The following is an 18,902-nucleotide window of genomic DNA, read 5'->3' as shown; positions in this document are numbered from 1 at the left end:
AGTCGACCACCGCACCGGCGTCCCCGGCACCGGGCGCCCCTCCCGGGGGCGCCCGGTCCGGGCACGCCGGTGGTCGCGCGTCCGCGGACGGTGAGCACTTGGGTCGGGCCACCGCCTGGCTCGCCGACGCCCTGGGCGTCGAGATCCCCGCCGACCTGCTCCAGCTGGCCCTGACCCACCGGTCCTGGGCCTACGAGCACGGCGGCCTGCCCACCAACGAGCGCCTGGAGTTCCTCGGCGACTCGGTGCTGGGCCTCGTCGTCACCGACGAGCTGTACCGCAGCCACCCCGACCTGCCCGAGGGGCAGCTGGCGAAGCTGCGCGCCTCGGTGGTCAACATGACGTCACTGGCGCGCGTCTCGCGCGCCCTCGGCGAGGGCGGCATCGGCCCGCACCTGCTGCTCGGCCGCGGCGAGCAGGCCACCGGCGGCCGGGAGAAGGACTCGATCCTCGCCGACGCCCTCGAGGCGCTGCTCGGCGCGATCCACCTGGGCCAGGGCCTGGACACCGCCGCGGCGATCGTCCACCGGCTGTTCGACCCGCTGCTGGCCGAGTCCGCCACCCGCGGCGCCGGCCTGGACTGGAAGACCAGCCTGCAGGAGCTCGGGGCGTCCCTCGGGCTCGGCGCCCCGGTGTACGACGTCGCCGACGAGGGCCCCGACCACGCCAAGACGTTCACCGCCGACGTGCTGCTGGCCGGGCGGGTCCGTGGCTCCGGCCGCGGCCGCACCAAGAAGGCCGCCGAGCAGGAGGCCGCCGAGGCCGCCTGGCGGGCCCTGTCCGCCGTGCCCGACGCGGTCGCGCCTGCCGACGGCGGACCGACGGCGGGCTGAGCCGTGCCCGAGCTGCCCGAGGTCGAGGTCGTCCGGCGGGGGCTGGCGCGCTGGGTCGCCGGCCGCACCGTCGCCGAGGTCGAGGTGCGGCACCCGCGTGCGGTGCGCCGGCACCTCGAGGGCGCCGACCACTTCGTCACCACCCTGACCGGCCGCACGTTCACCGCCGCCCACCGGCGTGGCAAGTACCTGTGGCTGCCGCTCGCCGAGGCCGACGGCACCCCGTCGGCCCGCGCGCTCGTCGCCCACCTGGGCATGAGCGGGCAGCTGCTGGTCGAGAAGCCCGACGAGCCCGACGAAGTCCACCTGCGGGCCCGGTTCCGGTTCACCGACGGCGGCCGTGAGCTGCGCTTCGTCGACCAGCGCACGTTCGGCGGTCTGGCCGTCGAGGACGCCCCGGGCGGTGACGACGTCCCGCCGCGGCTGGCGCACATCGCCATCGACCCGCTCGACCCCGGCTTCGACGTCGAGGCGTTCAGCGCGGCACTGCGCCGCCGGCGCACCGAGGTCAAGCGCGCGCTGCTCGACCAGACGCTGATCGGCGGGGTGGGCAACATCTACGCCGACGAGTCGCTGTGGCGCGCCCGCCTGCACGGCGCCCGCCCCACCGACAAGCTGACCCGCACGCAGGTCAGCGACCTCCTCGAGGGCATCCGCGACGTGCTCGGCGAGAGCCTGGCCCAGGGCGGGACGTCGTTCGACTCGCTCTACGTCGACGTCAACGGCCAGAGCGGCTACTTCTCCCGGCACCTGGCCGTGTACGGGCAGCTCGACCGCCCGTGCCCGCGTTGCGGCACCCCCATCCGCCGTGAGTCGTTCATGAACCGTTCCAGCTACTCCTGCCCGCACTGCCAGCCCCGGCCGCGCGCCCGCCGTCCGTGAGCACCGTCCGGGTCGTCGCCCTGGTCTCCGGGCACGTGCAGGGCGTGGGGTACCGGTGGTCGGTGCAGCAGGCCGCGTCCGCGCGCGGACTGGCCGGCTCCGCGACCAACCGCGCGGATGGCCGGGTCGAGGTGGTCCTGGAGGGGGCGGAGGACGACGTCCGGGCCGTGCTGGCCCAGGTCACCGGTCCGTCCGCGCCCGGCTCGGTGACCGGCGTGGAGAGCGCCGAGGAGCCGGTGCGGGGACAGTCCGGGTTCACCACCGGGTGACCAAGACGACATCCCCCCGACACGGCAGCCGGCCCCGTGCGGCGTTGACCGGCGCGGGGACCGGTGTCACCCTGAGGTCGTCAGCTCCCGCGCAGACCGCCGTCCGGCGGTGCGACGGGACCCACCTCCACCAGTGAGAGGCCGCGCAGTCATGGCCAAGGCCCTGTTCGGTTCCGTCGTCGCGCCGCACGAGCAGCGGATGGCGGCGGAGATCGCAGCACTGCGCGCCCAGGTGCGCCGTCTGGAGACGCAGTTGGCCACCCTGCGCGAGGAGCGGGACGACGCGATCGCCCGCGAGCTGCTGACCATGGCCGACGAGCAGGCCTCCGCCGTCCTCGCCTGAACGAGGGCCCCCTCGCCCCTCACCACTCGCTCCGCTCGCGGCGGGGCCCTGCGAGGGGGCCGTACCGCCGGGTTGCTGTCGGTGGGTGTGGCTAGGGTCGCTGCGTGCATCTGTCCAGCCTGACGCTCAAGGGCTTCAAGTCCTTCGCGTCGCCCACGACGCTGCGGCTGGAGCCGGGCATCACCGCGGTCGTGGGGCCCAACGGCTCGGGCAAGTCCAACGTCGTCGACGCCATCGCCTGGGTGCTCGGCGAGCAGGGCGCGAAGAGCCTGCGCGGCGGCAAGATGGAGGACATCATCTTCGCCGGCACCGCCGGTCGCCAGGCGCTCGGCCGGGCCGAGGTGACGCTGACGATCGACAACGCCGACGGCGCCCTGCCGATCGACTACACCGAGGTGTCGATCACCCGCCGCATGTACCGCTCCGGCGAGAGCGAGTACGAGATCAACGGCGACAAGGTGCGCCTGCTCGACGTCCAGGAGCTGCTCAGCGACTCCGGCATCGGCCGGGAGATGCACGTCATCGTCGGCCAGGGGCAGCTCGACGCGGTGCTCTCCGGCCGCCCCGAGGACCGCCGCGCCTTCGTCGAGGAGGCCGCCGGGGTCCTCAAGCACCGCAAGCGCAAGGAGAAGGCGCTCCGCAAGCTCGACGCGATGCAGGCCAACCTCGACCGGCTCGCCGACCTCACCGCCGAGCTGCGCCGCCAGCTCAAGCCGCTGGGCCGGCAGGCCGAGGTGGCCCGGCGCGCGGCCGGTGTGCAGGCGGACCTGCGCGACGCCCGGCTGCGGCTGCTGGCCGACGACCTGGTCGGCCTGCGCGACGCCCTGGACGCCGACATCGCCGACGAGACCGCCGCCCGCGCCCGCCGGGCCACCGTCGAGGCGGCCCTGGGGGTGGCGGCCCGCTCCGAGTCGGCGCTGGAGCGGCAGCTGGCCGTCGACGCCCCCGTGCTCGCCACGGCCCAGGAGAGCTGGTACCGGCTGTCCACGCTGGCCGAGCGGTTCCGCGGGGTCGGGCAGCTGGCCGCCGAGCGGCACCGGCACCTGGCCGCCGCGCCGCCGGCCGCCACCGGCGGCCGCGACCCCGACCAGCTCGACGCCGAGGCCGACCGGATCGAGACCACCGAGCAGGAGCTGGCCGCCTCGCTGGCCGCCGAGCGCGAACGGCTGGCCACCGCGGTCGCCGCCCGCACCGACGTCGAGGCCGCGCTCACCGAGGCCGAGCGGGCGCTGGTCGCCGCCGCCCGGGCCCTGGCCGACCGCCGCGAGCAGCTGGCCCGGCTGTCCGGCCAGGTGGCCGCCGGGCGGTCCCGCGCCGCGGCCGGCGCCGCCGAGATCGACCGGCTGGCCGTCGCCGCCGCCGAGGCCGCCGACCGCGCACAGGCCGCCGAGGAGCGGCTCGCCGCCCGGCGCGACCAGCTCGACACCGACGCCGGCGGCGACTCCGACCTCGCCGCCGCGCACACCGCCGCCCGCGCCGCGCACACCGCCGCGGCGGCCGCGGTCACCGAGCTGATCGCCGCCGAGCGCGCCGCCGAGCGCGACCGGGCCGGCTGGCAGGCCCGCCGGGACGCCCTGGCGCTCGGGCTCGCCCCGGCCGACGGCGCCGCGGCCGTGCTGGCCGCCGGGCTGCCGGGCGTGGTCGGGCCGGTGCCCGACCGGCTCACCGTCGCCCCCGGTGCCGAGGTCGCGCTGGCCGCGGCCCTCGGCGGGCTCGCCGACGCCGTCGTCGTCTCCGGGGTCGCCGAGGCCGCCGGGGTGCTGACCCACCTGGCCGAGACCGAGGGCGGCCGCGCCGGGCTGCTGGTCACCGGTGGGCTGCCCCCGGTGTCCCGCGACGGCTGGCCCGAGCTGCCCGACGGCGCCCGCTGGGCGCTCGACCTCGTCGACGCCCCGGCCGAGCTGGGGCCCGCGCTGGCCCGCGCGCTCGAGCGGGTCGCCGTCGTCGCCGACCTGCCCGCGGCCGTCGCGCTGGTCGGTGTCCACCCGCGGGTGCGGGCGGTCACCGGGGCCGGCGACCTCCTGGGCGCCGACTGGTCGGTGGGCGGGCAGGCCAACGCCCCCTCCGGGCTGGAGGTGCGGGCCCGGGTCGAGGAGGCCGCGGCCGGGCTCGAGCGCGCCGCCGCCACCGCGGCCCGGCTGGCCGACGAGCTGGCCGCGGCGCGCGAGACCGCCGGCGCCCGCTCCGCCGACGTCGACGCCGCACTGACCGCACGGCAGGCCTCCGACCGGGCACGGTCCGCCGCCGCCGCGGAGCTGGCCGAGCTCGGTGCCGCGGCCCGCTCCGCGCTCGCCGAGGCCGAACGGCTCGACGCCGCCCGGGTGCGGGCCGAGCAGGCCCGCGAGCAGGCGCTCACCGGGCTGGGCGAGCTGGAGGACCGGCTGGCCGCCGCCGAGGCCGCGCCGGTGGCCGAGGAGCCCTCGACCGAGGTCCGCGACCGGCTGCGGGCCGAGGCAGCCGCCGCCCGGCAGGCCGAGACCGAGGCCCGGCTGGCCGTGCGCACCGCCGAGGAGCGGGCCCGGTCGCTGTCCGGCCGCGCCGAGTCGCTGCGCCGTCAGGCCCGGCAGGAGCGCGCGGCCCGCGAGCGCGCCGCCGCGGCCCGGGTCGCCCGCGAGCGCGGTGCCCGCGTCGCCGCGGCCGTGCGCGCGGGCGCGGAAGAGGCGCTCACCCACCTCGGGACCTCGCTGGCCCGGGCCGCCGCCGAGCGGGACGCGCTGGCCGAGGCGCGCACCGGCCGCGAGGCGGAGCTGCTGGTCGTACGCGCCCGGGTGCGCGAGCACACCGCCGAGCTCGACCGGCTCACCGACGAGGTGCACCGCGACGAGGTCGCCCGCGCCGAGCAGCGGCTGCGCATCGAGGCGCTGGAGGCCCGCGCGGCCGAGGAGTACGGCGTCGACCTCGCCACCCTGATCGCCGAGTACGGGCCCGCCGCGCCGGTGCCGCCCACCCAGGTCCAGGTGGCCGCGGCCGAGGCGGCGGGGGAGCCCGAGCCGCAGCCGGTGCCCTACGACCGGGCCGCCCAGGAGCAGCGGGCCTCCCGCGCCGAGCGCGACCTGGCCGCACTGGGCAAGGTCAACCCGCTCGCGCTGGAGGAGTTCGCGGCGCTGGAGGAGCGGCACACCTTCCTGGCCACCCAGCTCGAGGACCTCAGGACCACGCGCCGCGACCTGCTGACCGTGGTCCGCGAGGTCGACGCCCGCATCCACGAGGTCTTCGCCGAGGCCTTCGCCGACACCCAGCGCGAGTTCGAGACCGTCTTCGCCACGCTGTTCCCCGGCGGGGAGGGGCGGATCTTCCTCACCGACCCCGCGGACATGCTCACCACCGGCGTGGAGATCGAGGCCCGGCCGCCGGGCAAGAAGGTCAAGCGGCTGTCGCTGCTGTCCGGCGGCGAGCGCTCGCTGACCGCGGTCGCGCTGCTGGTGGCGATCTTCCGGGCCCGGCCCTCGCCGTTCTACGTCCTCGACGAGGTCGAGGCGGCGCTGGACGACGTCAACCTGGGCCGGCTGCTGACCCTCGTCGAGCAGTTGCGGGACACCTCGCAGCTGATCGTCATCACCCACCAGAAGCGGACGATGGAGATCGCCGACGCCCTGTACGGGGTGAGCATGCGCGGCGACGGCATCACCGGCGTGATCAGCCAGCGGCTCCGCGAGCTCGAGACCGCCTAGCGGGAGGTCCCCTTCGCCCTGCCCCGGCACGCTCCGCGCGCCGTGGGCCCCGACGAGGGGCCGGGGAGACGGGCCATGTTCGCGGAGATGGCCCTGCGGGTCAGCGGGGGGTGACCGACAGGTCGACCTGCAGGGGGTGGTGGTCGGAGACCGCCGACCCGTCCAGCACCCGGGCGGCGGTCACCGCGACGCCCGGGGGCACCCAGACCTGGTCGATGCGCACCCGCGGCCGCCGCACCGGGTGCGTGCAGCCCTGCCCCCGGTGCAGCGAGAACCGGCGGGACTGGTCGCCGCGGTCGGCGGCGGCGGTCCAGGCATCGGTCAGCCGGGCGCGCAGCGCCGCCAGCTCCGGCGCACCGGCGTCGGCGTTCAGGTCACCGACGACGACGCCGCTGGCGCCGGCCAGCTCCGCGAGCACGGCCGCCTGCGCGGCGCGGTCGGCCCGGGACCGGTTGGCCAGGTGGGTCGTCGTGACCGACAGCGCCCCGCCGGCGACCTGCACCAGGGTGCGCAGCGCGGTCCGCGGCTCGCCGGAGCCGGGCAGCCGGTGCACCCGGCTGTCGAGCACCGGCAGCCGGGACAGCAGCGCGTTGCCGTACTGCCGGCGTCCCGGGCCGTCGGCCGGCTCGTCGAGGGAGGCGGCGAAGGTCAGCTCCCGGTCCAGCGCCCGGGCCAGCTCCTGCGCCTGGTCGGCGTGCTGGCTCCGGGCGCCGAAGTGCCGGTCGACCTCCTGCAGGCAGATCAGGTCGGCGTCGGTGCCGGCCAGCAGCCGGGTCAGCCGGTCCAGGTCGTGTCGGCCGTCGACGCCCACCCCGTGGTGGACGTTGAACGTGACCAGCCGGACCCCCGTCACGACAGCCGGGTGTCCAGCACCTGCGTGAAGTGCGGCGTCCCGTCGTCGTCCCGGCTGGTCGCCCAGAGCAGGAACCGGGCGTCCCGGCCGTCCAGCACCAGCTCGCCGAGCTCGTTGCCGAAGAACGGGCCGGCCTGCTTGCGCCACCGCAGCTCGCTGCCCTCCACCCGGGCCAGCCGGCGCAGCCCACCGGTGAGCGCCTGTGCCCAGCGGCTCCAGCCGACCTTGAAGCCGATCTCGATCGCGTGCGGGGCGGCGTTGTGCAGCGGCGAGACGGTCAGCTGGTGGACCCGGGTGTCGAGTCCGCCGGGGTCGACCAGCTCCGCGGCGTAGGCGTGGTGGACGTCACCGGAGAGCACCAGCGCGGTCGCCGGCGCACGCCCGAACTCGCCGCGGCCCAGGGACACCATCAGCCGGCCCAGGCGCTCGAAGGACTGCCCGAAGGCCGCCCAGTGCTCCAGGTCCGCCGCCTGCCGCAGCTTCTCGGCCAGCCGCCCGACCGGCCGGCCGTGGTGCCGCACCGACAGCGTCTCGTTCCACCGCTCCAGGTCGTGCACCGAGTGCGGCAGCAGCCACGGCAGCGACGTCCCGAGCAGCACGTGCTCGACGCCGTCCTCGACCGAGCGGGCGACGGCGGCCTCGACCCAGTCGAACTCCTCGTCGTCGAGGATCCGGCGGTCGTCCTCGGTGAGCACCCGGCCCGCCCGGGTGTCGACCATGATCAGCCGCGCCGGACCCCAGTGCCGCACGTAGCTCCAGCGGACCGTGTGCGGCTCGCTGTCGGCGGTGCGGGCCATCGCGTCGAGCAGCGGGCCGGCGTCCTCGTCGGGCGCGGCCACGATCGCCTGCCAGGTGGCGTTGCCGGCCAGCTCGTCGGGCGAGAGGTTGCCCAGGTGCTGGTAGACCCAGTAGCTGACCAGGCCGCCGGAGATGCGGCGCTGCCACCAGTCCGAGCCGGTGACCTCCGCGCGCCAGGCCGCCGAGGTGTTCCAGTCGTCGATCATCTCGTGGTCGTCGAAGACCATCGAGGACGGGACGGTCGACAGCAGCCAGCGCACCTCCGGGTCGCCCCACGACTCGGCGTACAGCCGGGTGTACTCCTCGAAGTCCGCGGCCTGCGCCCCCGGCGGTGCGTCCAGGTCGCGGCGGGAGGCCAGCCACTCCCGCGTCGCCGGGGTGACCTCGTCGGCGTAGACCTGGTCGCCGAGCAGCACGAGGGCGTCGGGCCACCGGTCCTCGGGGATCTCGGCCAGCCGCCGGGCGTAGCCGTCGAGGGCGTCCGGCGGGATGCCGTCCCGGACGTCGACGGTCGTGGGGGTCGCGTAGCGGCAGGAGCCGAAGGCCAGCCGGAACGCACCCTCCCCGCCGGTGGTGCGGATGCGGCTGGGCGGGAAGCCCGACCCGGCCGGCGGCCACACCTGCTCGCCGTCCAGGTGCACCTCGTAGGGCGTGACGCTGCCGGGCTCGAGGTCCTCGACCAGCACGAGGGCGTAGTGGTGTCCGTTGACGCGGAAGGTGCGCGCGCGGCGGCCGAGGACCTCGACCTCGCACGGGCGGTCGGTCTCGACCCACAGGGTGGCCGACACGGGGTCGACGTGGCGCAGCAGCGGCCCGAGCAGCAGGAGCGGGCGGGTGCCGACGGTCTCGGGCATGGGGCACAGCCTGCCCCATCCTCCTGGGAGACTGTGGACATGGAGTTCGTGCTGATCGCCGTCGCGATCCTCGTCGTCGCCCTCGTCCTCGGGGTGAGCCTGCTCGTCGGCCGCGGCCGGCGCACCACCCGGCTCGACACCGACGCGGCGGCGGGCACCACGCTCACCCGTCCCCGGCCGCCGGCGACCACCGCCGACCCGGCCGCGCAGTCCGGCGCCACCGCGGTCGACCCGGCCGCCCTGGCCGAGGCGCCGGCCCCGCCGGTCGAGCTGCCGCCGGCCCAGCCCGAGCCCGGCCTGGTCTTCGACACCCCGCCGCCCTCGGCCGGCCGGCTGGTGCGGCTGCGCTCCCGGCTGGCCCGGTCGCAGTCCTCGCTGGGCCGCGGCCTGCTGACCGTCCTGTCCCGCGAGAAGCTCACCGAGGACGACTGGGAGGAGGTCGAGGAGACCCTCCTGGCCGCCGACGTCGGCCTCGCCGCGACCACCCAGATCGTGCAGCGGCTGCGCACCCAGACCCTCGTGCTGGCCACCGCCTCGGGCACCCAGCTGCGCGACCTCGTTGTCCGGGAGCTGACCGCGGTCCTCGGGCCGGACCTGGACCGGTCGCTGGCCACCGACCGGCGCGACGGCCGCCCCGCCGTCGTCCTGGTCGTCGGGGTCAACGGCGCGGGCAAGACCACGACGGTGGGCAAGATCGCCCGCTCGCTGGTCGGTGACGGCAAGAGCGTCGTCCTGGGCGCCGCCGACACCTTCCGCGCCGCGGCCGCCGACCAGCTGGAGACCTGGGGCGAGCGGGTCGGCGTGCTCACCGTCCGCGGGCGCGAGGGCGGCGACCCGGCGTCGGTGGCCTTCGACGCGGTGCGCACCGGCGCGGAGGGCGAGGTCGACACCGTGCTGATCGACACCGCCGGCCGGCTGCACACCAAGTCCGGGCTGATGGACGAGCTGGGCAAGGTCAAGCGGGTGGTGGAGAAGCAGAGCCCGGTCGACGAGGTGCTGCTGGTCCTCGACGCCACGACCGGCCAGAACGGCGTGGTGCAGGCCCGGGTGTTCACCGAGGCCGTCACCGTCACCGGCGTCGTCCTCACCAAGCTCGACGGCACCGCCAAGGGCGGCATCGTCGTGGCCGTGCAGCGCGAGCTGGGCATCCCGGTGAAGCTGGTCGGCCTGGGCGAGGGCCCCGACGACCTCGCGCCGTTCGAGCCCGAGGCCTTCGCCGAGGCCCTCGTCGGGAACGTCTAGCCGGGCAGGACCTGCAGCGCGATCAGGGCGACGTCGTCGGCGTGGTCGGGCGCCATCCGGTCGAGGAGCGCGTCGCACAGCTCCTCGACCGGCCGCCCGGCGAGCGCACCGCCGGCGGTGACCAGCCGGTCCAGGCCGTCGTCGAGGGTCGCGTCCCGGCGCTCGACCAGGCCGTCGGTGTAGAGGACGACGGTGTCGCCCGGGCGCAGCGGGACGGCGTGCTCGGTGCGCGGCGCCTCCGGGACGACGCCCAGCAGCAGGTCCCGCGGGCGCTCGAGGAGCTCGGCCGTCCCGCCGGACCGCAGCAGCAGCGGCGGCGGGTGCCCGGCGTTGGACCAGCGCAGCGCCCGCTCGCCGGTCGGGAGGCCGGTGGGCTGCTCGACCCGGGCCAGCACCGCGGTGGCCAGGGTGGTGATCTGCAGGGCCGGCAGCGCCCGGTCCAGCGCGCCGAGCAGCGGCGCCGGCCCGCCGTCGAGGGCGGAGGAGATCCCGCGCAGCACGTTGCGCAGCTGCGCCATCGCGGCCGCGGCGGTGCGGTCGTGCCCGGTGACGTCGCCGATCACCAGGGTCGTGGCGCCGTCGGGGGACAGGAAGGCGTCGTACCAGTCGCCGCCGACCTGAGCCTCCTGCGCGGCGGGCCGGTAGCGGACGGCGATCCGCAGGTGGTCCGGCTGCGGCGGGTCGGTCAGCAGCGAGCGCTGCAGGCTCTCGGCCAGGCTGCGGGTGGCCAGCGCCCGGCGGCGCTCGTCCTCCAGCCGGGCGACCCGGTCGACGGCCTGCGCGCACTGGGCGGCGTAGGCCTCCAGCACCCGGACGTCGTCGTCCTCGAAGGGGCGCCGGTCCGCCCAGCCGACCGTCCACGAGCCCAGCAGCCGGCCGCCGGCGCGCAACGGCAGCGCCGCCCACGACCGCACGCCCAGCGTGTCGGCGAGCGCGGCGTCGTCCGGTCCGGCGCCGGCGACGTCCTCGACCAGCACCCGCTCGCCCGCGGCGGCCCGGGCCATCGGCAGGGGTGAGGCCCCGGGCAGCGCGGTCGAGCGCAGCCCGTCGCCGTCCGTGGCGGTCAGCCGCAGGTCGGTCGCGGCGGGGACGCGGAGGGCGACGGCGGCGGCGTCGGTGCGCAGGGCGGAGCGGCCGTGCGTGAAGAGCAGTTCCAGCAGCTGCTCGGTGGTCTCGGCCGCAGCCAGCGCGGAGACGGTGGCGGCGAGCCCGGCGAGGGCGCGGGCGGTGCGCTGCTCCCGTTCCCAGCTGGCCCGCAGCTCGGCGTTGGTGCGCTCGAGCTCCCGGGTGCGGTCGAAGAGGTCGGACTCGACCTGCTCGACCCGGTCCTGCCCGCGGGCGGCCTCGCGCCGGGCCTCGTCCCGGTCCCGGATGTAGCCGGTGACGTCGTCGGCGCGGTGCAGCAGCAGGACCACGCGCCCGTCGGCGTCGGTGATCGGCACGTTGCGCGGGGCCCAGAACCGTTCCTCGTAGGTCCCGTCGGGCATCGGGATGTCGTACTTCTGGATCGGCATGGTGACCGGCTGGCCGCTGTCGCGGGCCTGCGCCAGGGAGGCGCCCAGGTTGGCGATCCCGTCGCCCTCCGGGTCGTCGGGGTTGAGCGGGAAGACGTCGAACAGGTGCCGCCCGACCGTGCCGTCGAGCGTGGTGGCGGTCGCGTCGAGCCGGGCCCGGTTGGCCGAGACGATGACCAGGTCGGGGGTCAGCAGCAGGAACGGTGCCGGCGCCGCGTCGAAGACCCGGGCCCAGTCCGGTGTGGGCAGGGCGGCGCCGCCGCCGTCCGACGGGTCCTGCCCGGGACGTCGTCCCTCGACCACGATGTCGCCTGCCGTCCTGCTCGTGCTGCGCGTCGCTCGTTCGGCGCCGTCCAGTGGTACCCGGCGGGCCGGGCCGGTCGCAACGTGGGCGCGGACACCCGCCCGGTTCAGGCGACGGCGCTGGGGTCGAACCCGAACGGCAGCTCCAGCCGGTGGGCGGCGAGCAGCTCGCGGTCGGCCAGCAGCTCGCGGGTCGAGCCGTCGGCGACCACCACCCCGGCGTCGAGCACCACCGAGCGCGGGCACAGCTGCAGCGCGTAGGGCAGGTCGTGGGTGACCATCAGCAGCGTCACCGACAGCGACGCGAGCACCTCGGCCAGCTCGCGGCGCCCGGCCGGGTCGAGGTTGCTGCTGGGCTCGTCGAGCACCAGCACCTCGGGCTGCATCGACAGCACCGTGGCCACCGCGACCCGGCGTCGCTGGCCGAAGGACAGGTGGTGCGGCGGCCGGTCGGTGGCGCCGGCCATGTCGACCGCGGCCAGCGCGTCGGCGACCCGGCGGGCCACCTCGGGCTCGGGCAGGCCGAGGTTGCGCGGGCCGAAGGCGACGTCCTCGCCGACCGTGGGCATGAACAGCTGGTCGTCGGGGTCCTGGAACACGATGCCGACCCGGCGGCGGACCTCCTGGAGGTTCCGCTCCTCGACCGGCAGTCCGGCGACCTCCACCCGGCCGCGGCCGCCGCGCAGGATGCCGTTGAGGTGCATCACCAGGGTGGTCTTGCCCGCGCCGTTGGGGCCCAGCAGCGCCACCCGCTCGCCGGGCTCCAGCCGCAGGTCGACGCCGAACAGCGCCTGGTGGCCGTCGGGGTAGGCGAACGCCAGGTCGTCCACCAGGAGGGACGGCGGGGGAGTGCTCACCCCAGCAGTGAACCTGCCGCCAGGACGGCGACCGCGGCCAGGGGGAGGGTGAGCGCCGCCGCCCACGACCGTCCCCCGACGACCGCGACCGGGCCGGTGGGCAGCCGGCCGGTGTAGCCGCGGGACAGCATCGCCAGGTGCACCCGCTCGCCGCGCTCGTAGGAGCGGATGAACAACGACCCGGCGGCCGGGCCGAGGACCTTCAGCGCACCCACCCGGCGGGCTCGGAAGCCGCGGGACTCCCGGGCCACCTTCATCCGGCGCAGCTCGCCGCCGACGACGTCGGCGTACCGGATCATGAACGTGAGGATCTGCACCAGCACCGAGGGCAGCCGCAGCCGGTCCAGCCCGCGCAGCAGGGCGCGGGGGTCGGTGGTGGCGGCCAGCAGGGTCGCGGCGAGCACCGACAGGGTGGCCTTGGCCAGGATGCTCCCGCCGGCGGCCAGCCCGTTCTCCGACAGCGACAGGCCCAGGACCTCGACCCGGGGCCCGCGGGAGACGAACGGCAGCAGCGCGGCGAAGAAGACGAACGGCACCTCGACGACCAGGCCGCCCAGGATGCGCCGCGGCCGGATGCCGGCGATCGCGGCGACGCCGAACAGCAGCAGCAGGAAGGCCAGGTAGGCCCACGGTGCCCAGCCGGCGTGCACCGGGGTGAGGACCACCACGAGCGCGAACGCCAGGACGGCGACGAGCTTGGTGTGCGGCTCCAGGCGGTGCACCGGGCTGTGCCCGGGGACGTACATCGCGGAGATGCCACCGCCGCCCGGGCCGTGCCCGGCGCCCACCTCAGTGCGTCCCGGCGGTCGCGTCGGTGGGCTGCGCGGTCGTCGGCTCGGTCGAGCGGCGGCGCAGCACGAGCGTGAGGCCGCCGGCCAGCACGAGCACGAGCAGCACGCCGGTCACCCCGGCCAGGCCGCCGGAGAGCCGCTCGTCGTCCACGCCGGAGGCCTGGTAGTCGGCGAGCGGGGACCCCGCGGCGGCGCTGTCGCGCGCCGTGTCGCCGAAGCCCTGCTCGGCGGCGGTCGCCTCGAGCCCGTCGGGGGAGGAGCTGGCGTAGTAGCTGCCGACCCCGGCGATCAGCAGGGCGACGACCACGCCGATCAGCACGAACGTGCGGGTGCGGGTCATCGCGCGTCGACCGGGGTGGTGACGGGGGCGACGGTGTTCGGCGCGGCCGGCCGACCGGCGGTCTCGGGCCGCGGAGCGAGGGCCCGGGCCTGCTGCAGGTGCCGGGCGCCGCGGACCAGGTCCGGCCGCACCGCGAGCACCGCGCCGAGGACGGCGACGCTGATGGCCGCCTCGCCGAGCCCGATGAGCAGGTGCACCCCGCCCATCGCGGCGGCGACCGAGGTCACGGAGACGTCGGCGACGCCGCCGAGGGCGAACAGGCCGACGAAGACCAGCGCGGCGGCGGGCACCGACAGGAAGGCGCCGACGCCGGCAGAGGCGAGCAACCCGGTGCGGGTGGCCGGCAGCACCGCGCGCAGCAGGCGGAAGGCGCCGTAGCCCACGGCGACGGCGACCAGGCCCATCAGCCCGACGTTGGTGCCCACCGCGGTCAGCCCGCCGTCGGCGAAGACCAGTGCCTGCACGATCAGGACGACGGTCATGCACAGCACCGCCGTCCACGGGCCGACCAGCACGGCGGTGAGCGCGCCGCCGATGAGGTGGCCGCTGGTGCCGTAGGCGACCGGGAAGTTCATCATCTGGACCGCGAAGACGAAGGCGGCGGTGAGGCCGGCCATCGGGGCGGTGCGCTCGTCGAGCTCGCGGCGGGCGCCGCGCAGCGCCAGGGCCACGCCGGCGGCGGCGACGGCCGCGGTGCCGGCGGTGGTGGCGGCGTCGAGGTAGCCATCGGGGACGTGCACGCGGGACCTCCGGACGTGGGGTGGACGCAGGCTGCCGGCGGGGTGGCCCGCAGCGCTCGCGGCGACCTTATTGCACAGCGTTGGCAACTGCACATGCCTTGCAAGAAGCTCCGGTGAACGGCGGGTGGCGTGACCTGACCCACCCGGACGGTCACGGACGGTCCCCTCCGGCGCACCGGCAACACGGCCGGAACATCCGGGACCGACACGCGACCGCGAGTTCACGGTCGCGAAACACGTCCAGGTCGCTCGCGGAAACACGGTGTCGGCACCGTCTTGCCCTGACCGCCTCCGGGCGGCGTTCGTCCCCCGAGGTCCCTCGGGTCCCCGCTTGCGGCCCCTGGCCGACGACACCCTCAGGAGGTTGCCGTGGTCAACACCGGCGACACCGCCTGGATCCTCACCAGCGCCGCCCTCGTGCTGCTGATGACCCCAGGCCTCGCGCTCTTCTACGGCGGCATGGTCCGCGCGAAGAGCGTGCTGAACATGATGATGATGAGCTTCGGGGCGCTGGCGCTCATCAGCGTGCTCTGGGTGCTCTACGGCTACTCGTTCGCCTTCGGCGACGACGCCGGCCTCGGCCTCATCGGCGACCCGAACGAGTTCCTCGGCCTCAAGGGCCTGATGGAGGACACCACCAGCGAGGCCGGCGGCTACCCGGTCATGGCGTTCGTCGGCTTCCAGGCCGTCTTCGCCATCATCACCGTCGCCCTGATCTCCGGTGCGATCGCCGACCGGGCCAAGTTCAGCGCCTGGATGGTCTTCACCGGCATCTGGAGCTCGGTCGTCTACTTCCCGGTCGCGCACTGGGTCTTCGACTTCACCGTCACCGAGGACGACGGCACCGTCACCCACACCGGTGGCTGGATCGCCAACGACCTGGCCGCCCTGGACTTCGCCGGCGGCACCGCGGTGCACATCAACGCCGGTGCCGCGGGCCTGGCGCTCGCGCTGGTGCTGGGCAAGCGCCGTGGCTTCGGCCGCGACCCGATGCGCCCGCACAACCTGCCGCTGGTGATGCTCGGCGCCGGGCTGCTGTGGTTCGGCTGGTTCGGCTTCAACGCCGGCTCCGCCCTGGCCGCGAACAACACCGCCGCCGTCGCCTGGGTCAACACCATGGTCGCCACCGGTGCCGCGGCGCTGGCCTGGCTGCTGGTGGAGAAGATCCGCGACGGCCACTCCACCTCGCTCGGTGGCGCCTCCGGCGTCGTCGCGGGCCTGGTGGCGATCACCCCGGCGTGCGCCTCGGTGTCGCCGATCGGCGCGATCGTCGTCGGCCTGGTCGCCGGTGCGCTCTGCGCCCTGGCCGTCGGGCTGAAGTTCAAGCTGGGCTACGACGACTCGCTCGACGTCGTCGGCGTCCACCTCGTCGGCGGCCTCGTCGGCACCATCCTGATCGGCTTCCTGGCCACCGAGGACGCACCCGCCGGCATCGACGGCCTCTTCTACGGCGGCGGCGTCGACCAGCTCTGGCGGCAGGTGGTGGGCGCGGTGGCCGTGCTGGCCTACTCCTTCGTCCTCACCTACGTGATCGGCCTCGCCATCCAGAAGACGATGGGCTTCCGCATCTCGGAGGAGGACGAGGTCACCGGCATCGACACCGTCGAGCATGCTGAGAGCGCCTACGACTTCGTCTCCCTCGGGGGCGGCAGTGGTGCGGCGACCCTGACCGGCCAGGCGCGTGCCGAGGCCCGTAACACCGAAGGAGCGACCCGCGCATGAAGCTGATCACCGCGATCGTCAAGCCGTTCAAGCTCGACGACGTCAAGAACGCCCTGGAGCTGATCGGCATCGCCGGTCTGACCGTGAGCGAGGTCCAGGGCTTCGGCCGCCAGCGCGGCCACACCGAGGTCTACCGCGGTGCGGAGTACCAGGTGGACTTCGTCCCCAAGGTGCGCATCGAGGTCGTCGTCAGCGAGACCGACGCCGCCCGGGTCGTCGACGCGGTCGTGGAGTCCGCCTCCACCGGCCAGATCGGCGACGGCAAGGTGTGGGTGACGACGATCGACGAGATCGTCCGTGTCCGCACCGGCGAGCGCGGCGCCGACGCCCTCTGAGGCACGGCGCTGGCAAGGCCGCACGCGCTGACGCGCGCCCGGTGACCTGACGTCGGCCGGGGTGGTGGGGGAGACCCGCTGCCCCGGCCGACGCCGTTCCCGCCGTCGGACTCCGGAGAGGTGCCCGTGCTCGACCCCGCAGCCCTGCCCGCCCTGCCCCGCGCCGAGCGCGTCCGGGTGGTCGACGAGTGGCTCGCCGGCCTGCTGGCCGAGGCCCTCGCCGGCACCCCGCGCCCCGACCGGCGGCGCGGCGGCCCGCCGTCCGAGCCGGCCTCGACCGGTATCGCGCTGGTGGCCGTCGGCAGCCTCGGACGCCGGGAGCTGCCCCCGCACGGCGACCTGGACCTGGTGCTGGTGCACGACGGCCGGCCGGAGATCGCCGCGCTGGCCGACGCCGTCTGGTACCCGATCTGGGACGCCGGGCTGCGGCTGGACCACTCGGTGCGCACCGTGCCCGAGGCGGTCTCGGTGGCCGCCGAGGACGTCAAGGCCGGGCTGAGCCTGCTCGATGCCCGGCACGTGGCCGGGGACCCGGCGGTGACCGCCGGCCTGCGCACCGCCACGCTCGCCTCCTGGCGGCAGCACGCCGGCCGGCTGCTGCCCCAGCTGCGCGACCTGCGCCGGGCGCGCGGCCGCCAGGTCGGCGAGCTCGGCTTCCTGCTCGAGCCCGACCTCAAGGAGGCCTACGGCGGGCTGCGCGAGGGGCAGGTGCTGCGCGCCCTGGCCGCCGCCCAGCTGGCCGACGAGGCGCCGGCCGACGCGGGGGAGGCCTACGCGTTCCTGCTCGACGTGCGCGACGCCCTCCGCGCCAGCACCGGGCGGGCCAACGACGCGCTGGTGCGGCAGGAGCAGGCACCGGTGGCCCGCGCCCTGGGGCTGGTCACCGACGGCGTCCCCGACGACGACCTGCTGCTGCGCCGGGTCAGCCTGGCCGGGCGGCGGCTGGCGTTCGTCGCCGACGAGACCTGGCGCCGGGTCGACAGCGCCCTCGTCCGCCGGCCCCGCGCCCGCTACCGGCGGGTGCGCCGCGAGCCGCTGGCCGAGGGGCTGGTCCGCCAGGGCGACGAGGTGGTGCTGGCCCGCGACGCCCGCCCGGCCGCCGACCCCGGCCTCGTGCTGCGCGGGGCCGCCGCCGCGGCCCGGGCGGACCTGCTGCTGTCGCCGTACACGCTCAAGGTGCTGGCCGTGCACGCCCCGCCGCTGCCCGAGCCCTGGCCGCCGGAGGTCCGCTGGTCCTTCCTGCGGCTGCTGGCCAGCGGGCGCAGCGCCGTCCCGGTGCTCGAGCAGCTGGACCAGGAGGGGCTGCTGGCCCGGATGCTGCCGGAGTGGGACCGGGTGCGGTCGCTGCCGCAACGGCACCCGTGGCACCGGTTCACCGTCGACCGGCACCTCGTCGAGGCCGCCGCCGCGGCCTCCGAGCTCACCCGGGACGTCGACCGGCCCGACCTGCTGCTGGTCGGCGCGCTGCTGCACGACATCGGCAAGGGCTGGCCCGGCGACCACACCGAGGTCGGCATGGTGGTGGTGGCCGAGATGGCGGCCCGGATGGGGTTCAGCCCGGTCGACGTCACGACGCTGTCGGCGATGGTCGAGCACCACCTGCTGCTCCCCGACGTGGCCACCCGCCGCGACCTCGACGACCCCAAGACCGTCGACCGGGTGGTCGAGGCGATCGGCGCCGACGCCGCGCTGCTGCAGCTGCTGCACGCCCTGGCCCAGGCCGACGGTGCGGCGACCAGCACCTCGGCCTGGTCGCCGTGGAAGGCCCACCTGGTGGCCGCCCTCGTCGCGCGGGTCGCCGCCCGGCTGGGCAGCGCGCCGGTCCCCGAGCCGGTGCTGGAGCCCACCGCCCCGCAGGTCACCGCACCGGCGCCGGTGCTCGAGGGCCACACCGAGCCGGTCACGGTCGGGGTGGAGGACGTCCTGGACGGTCAGCAGGTCACCATTGGCGCCCCCGACCGGCCGGGCCTGTTCAGCCTGTGCGCCGGCGTGCTGGCGCTCAACCAGCTCGACGTGCGGGCCGCCCGGGTCAGCGTCGCCGAGGGGCACGGCACGCTGGTGTTCGCGGTGCGGCCGCACTTCGGGCGCGCGCCGGTGCCCGAGATCCTGGCCGACGGGGTCCGTGCCGCTCTGGAGGGCACGCTGCCGCTGGCCGAGCGGCTGCGGCAGCGTGAGCGCGACTACAGCCAGGACGCCGCCGGTGTGCGCCCGCCCCGGGTGTCCTGGTTCGACGCCGAGGCCACCGGCATCACCGGGCTGGTCGAGGTGCGCGCCACCGACCGCGCCGGGCTGCTGCACCGGCTCACCGCCGCCCTGGCCGAGGCCGGGCTCGACGTCACCTCGGCGACCGTCGAGACCCTCGGCGGGGACGCCGTCGACGCCTTCTACGTCAGCGACCCGGCCGGGACCGCGATCGACCCGGTGCAGCGCCGGCACGCCGAGCGGGCGCTGGTGGCCGCCGCCGGCGGTGACGTCCCCGACCCGGCCGGCCGCTAGCAGGAGGCCGGGCCCGGGCGCGAGCTCGACACGCCGGCGGGTGGCTCCCCGTTCCTGTC

16 protein-coding genes are annotated in these 18,902 nt (G+C 76.3%); 9 read left to right on the top strand and 7 right to left on the bottom strand.

What is annotated here, in order from left to right; genetic code table 11:
- Positions 1–98: 98 nt before the first annotated feature.
- The 5 genes from rnc (at position 99) to smc (ending at position 5,998) form a co-directional block, all read left to right on the top strand.
- Positions 99–833 carry a ribonuclease III gene (gene rnc / locus ACGBYP_RS05675; RefSeq protein WP_411582304.1) on the top strand — a complete coding sequence of 245 codons (735 nt, stop codon included), beginning with the start codon at positions 99–101 and terminating at the stop codon, positions 831–833.
- Positions 834–836: 3 nt separating this feature from the next.
- Positions 837–1,715 carry a bifunctional DNA-formamidopyrimidine glycosylase/DNA-(apurinic or apyrimidinic site) lyase gene (gene mutM, locus ACGBYP_RS05670; protein ID WP_411582303.1) on the top strand — a complete coding sequence of 293 codons (879 nt, stop codon included), beginning with the start codon at positions 837–839 and terminating at the stop codon, positions 1,713–1,715.
- Positions 1,712–1,984 carry an acylphosphatase gene (locus ACGBYP_RS05665; RefSeq protein WP_411582302.1) on the top strand — a complete coding sequence of 91 codons (273 nt, stop codon included), beginning with the start codon at positions 1,712–1,714 and terminating at the stop codon, positions 1,982–1,984. Before mutM ends, ACGBYP_RS05665 begins: the two co-directional genes overlap by 4 nt.
- A gap of 151 nt (positions 1,985–2,135) precedes the next feature.
- A complete protein-coding gene (locus ACGBYP_RS05660) occupies positions 2,136–2,327 on the top strand; it encodes a hypothetical protein (protein WP_411582301.1) in 192 nt (63 codons plus the stop codon).
- A gap of 104 nt (positions 2,328–2,431) precedes the next feature.
- Positions 2,432–5,998 carry a chromosome segregation protein SMC gene (smc, locus tag ACGBYP_RS05655; protein WP_411582300.1) on the top strand — a complete coding sequence of 1,189 codons (3,567 nt, stop codon included), beginning with the start codon at positions 2,432–2,434 and terminating at the stop codon, positions 5,996–5,998.
- A 100-nt stretch (positions 5,999–6,098) separates the two neighbouring features.
- Here the strand turns inward: smc and ACGBYP_RS05650 are convergent, their stop codons facing one another.
- On the bottom strand, positions 6,099–6,851 hold the full coding sequence (locus ACGBYP_RS05650) for an endonuclease/exonuclease/phosphatase family protein (RefSeq protein WP_411582299.1): 753 nt from the start codon (positions 6,849–6,851) through the stop codon (positions 6,099–6,101).
- The gene (locus tag ACGBYP_RS05645; RefSeq protein WP_411582298.1) at positions 6,848–8,503 is read right to left on the bottom strand and encodes an alkaline phosphatase D family protein; all 1,656 of its coding nucleotides are present in this window, start codon (positions 8,501–8,503) and stop codon (positions 6,848–6,850) included. Before ACGBYP_RS05645 ends, ACGBYP_RS05650 begins: the two co-directional genes overlap by 4 nt.
- Before the next feature lie 39 nt (positions 8,504–8,542).
- On the opposite strand from ACGBYP_RS05645, the gene ftsY reads away from it, so the two are divergent.
- Positions 8,543–9,745: a signal recognition particle-docking protein FtsY gene (gene ftsY / locus ACGBYP_RS05640; RefSeq protein ID WP_411582297.1), complete on the top strand. Its 1,203-nt coding sequence runs from the start codon at positions 8,543–8,545 to the stop codon at positions 9,743–9,745.
- Here the strand turns inward: ftsY and ACGBYP_RS05635 are convergent.
- The 5 genes from ACGBYP_RS05635 to ACGBYP_RS05615 all read right to left on the bottom strand — a co-directional run bounded on the left by ACGBYP_RS05635 (position 9,742) and on the right by ACGBYP_RS05615 (position 14,290).
- Positions 9,742–11,562: a SpoIIE family protein phosphatase gene (locus ACGBYP_RS05635; protein ID WP_411582296.1), complete on the bottom strand. Its 1,821-nt coding sequence runs from the start codon at positions 11,560–11,562 to the stop codon at positions 9,742–9,744. The genes ftsY and ACGBYP_RS05635 overlap by 4 nt on opposite strands.
- 107 nt (positions 11,563–11,669) lie before the next feature.
- Entirely contained in the window at positions 11,670–12,419 is a 750-nt protein-coding gene (locus tag ACGBYP_RS05630) for an energy-coupling factor ABC transporter ATP-binding protein (RefSeq protein WP_411582295.1), read from the bottom strand.
- Positions 12,416–13,165 (bottom strand): cobalt ECF transporter T component CbiQ, encoded by a 750-nt coding sequence (gene cbiQ / locus ACGBYP_RS05625; protein WP_411582294.1) that lies wholly within the window; start codon positions 13,163–13,165, stop codon positions 12,416–12,418. The genes ACGBYP_RS05630 and cbiQ overlap by 4 nt, the downstream gene beginning before the upstream one ends.
- Positions 13,166–13,208: 43 nt before the next feature.
- Positions 13,209–13,550, bottom strand: coding sequence for a PDGLE domain-containing protein (locus tag ACGBYP_RS05620; protein WP_411582293.1), 342 nt, complete (start codon positions 13,548–13,550; stop codon positions 13,209–13,211).
- Complete coding sequence (locus ACGBYP_RS05615; RefSeq protein ID WP_411582292.1) at positions 13,547–14,290, bottom strand: energy-coupling factor ABC transporter permease; 744 nt, start codon at positions 14,288–14,290, stop codon at positions 13,547–13,549. The genes ACGBYP_RS05620 and ACGBYP_RS05615 overlap by 4 nt, the downstream gene beginning before the upstream one ends.
- Before the next feature lie 369 nt (positions 14,291–14,659).
- Here ACGBYP_RS05615 and ACGBYP_RS05610 point away from each other — a divergent pair, with 369 nt between their 5' ends.
- The 3 genes from ACGBYP_RS05610 (at position 14,660) to ACGBYP_RS05600 (ending at position 18,843) form a co-directional block, all read left to right on the top strand.
- A complete protein-coding gene (locus ACGBYP_RS05610; protein ID WP_411582291.1) occupies positions 14,660–16,012 on the top strand; it encodes an ammonium transporter in 1,353 nt (450 codons plus the stop codon).
- A complete protein-coding gene (locus ACGBYP_RS05605) occupies positions 16,009–16,347 on the top strand; it encodes a P-II family nitrogen regulator (protein WP_163612145.1) in 339 nt (112 codons plus the stop codon). Before ACGBYP_RS05610 ends, ACGBYP_RS05605 begins: the two co-directional genes overlap by 4 nt.
- Positions 16,348–16,473: 126 nt before the next feature.
- Positions 16,474–18,843: a [protein-PII] uridylyltransferase gene (locus ACGBYP_RS05600; protein ID WP_411582290.1), complete on the top strand. Its 2,370-nt coding sequence runs from the start codon at positions 16,474–16,476 to the stop codon at positions 18,841–18,843.
- Positions 18,844–18,902 lie beyond the last annotated feature (59 nt).

The organism is Modestobacter sp. SSW1-42, from assembly GCF_046635825.1.
GTDB lineage: Bacteria > Actinomycetota > Actinomycetes > Mycobacteriales > Geodermatophilaceae > Modestobacter.
This window is presented reverse-complemented; position numbering and strand designations above follow the sequence as displayed.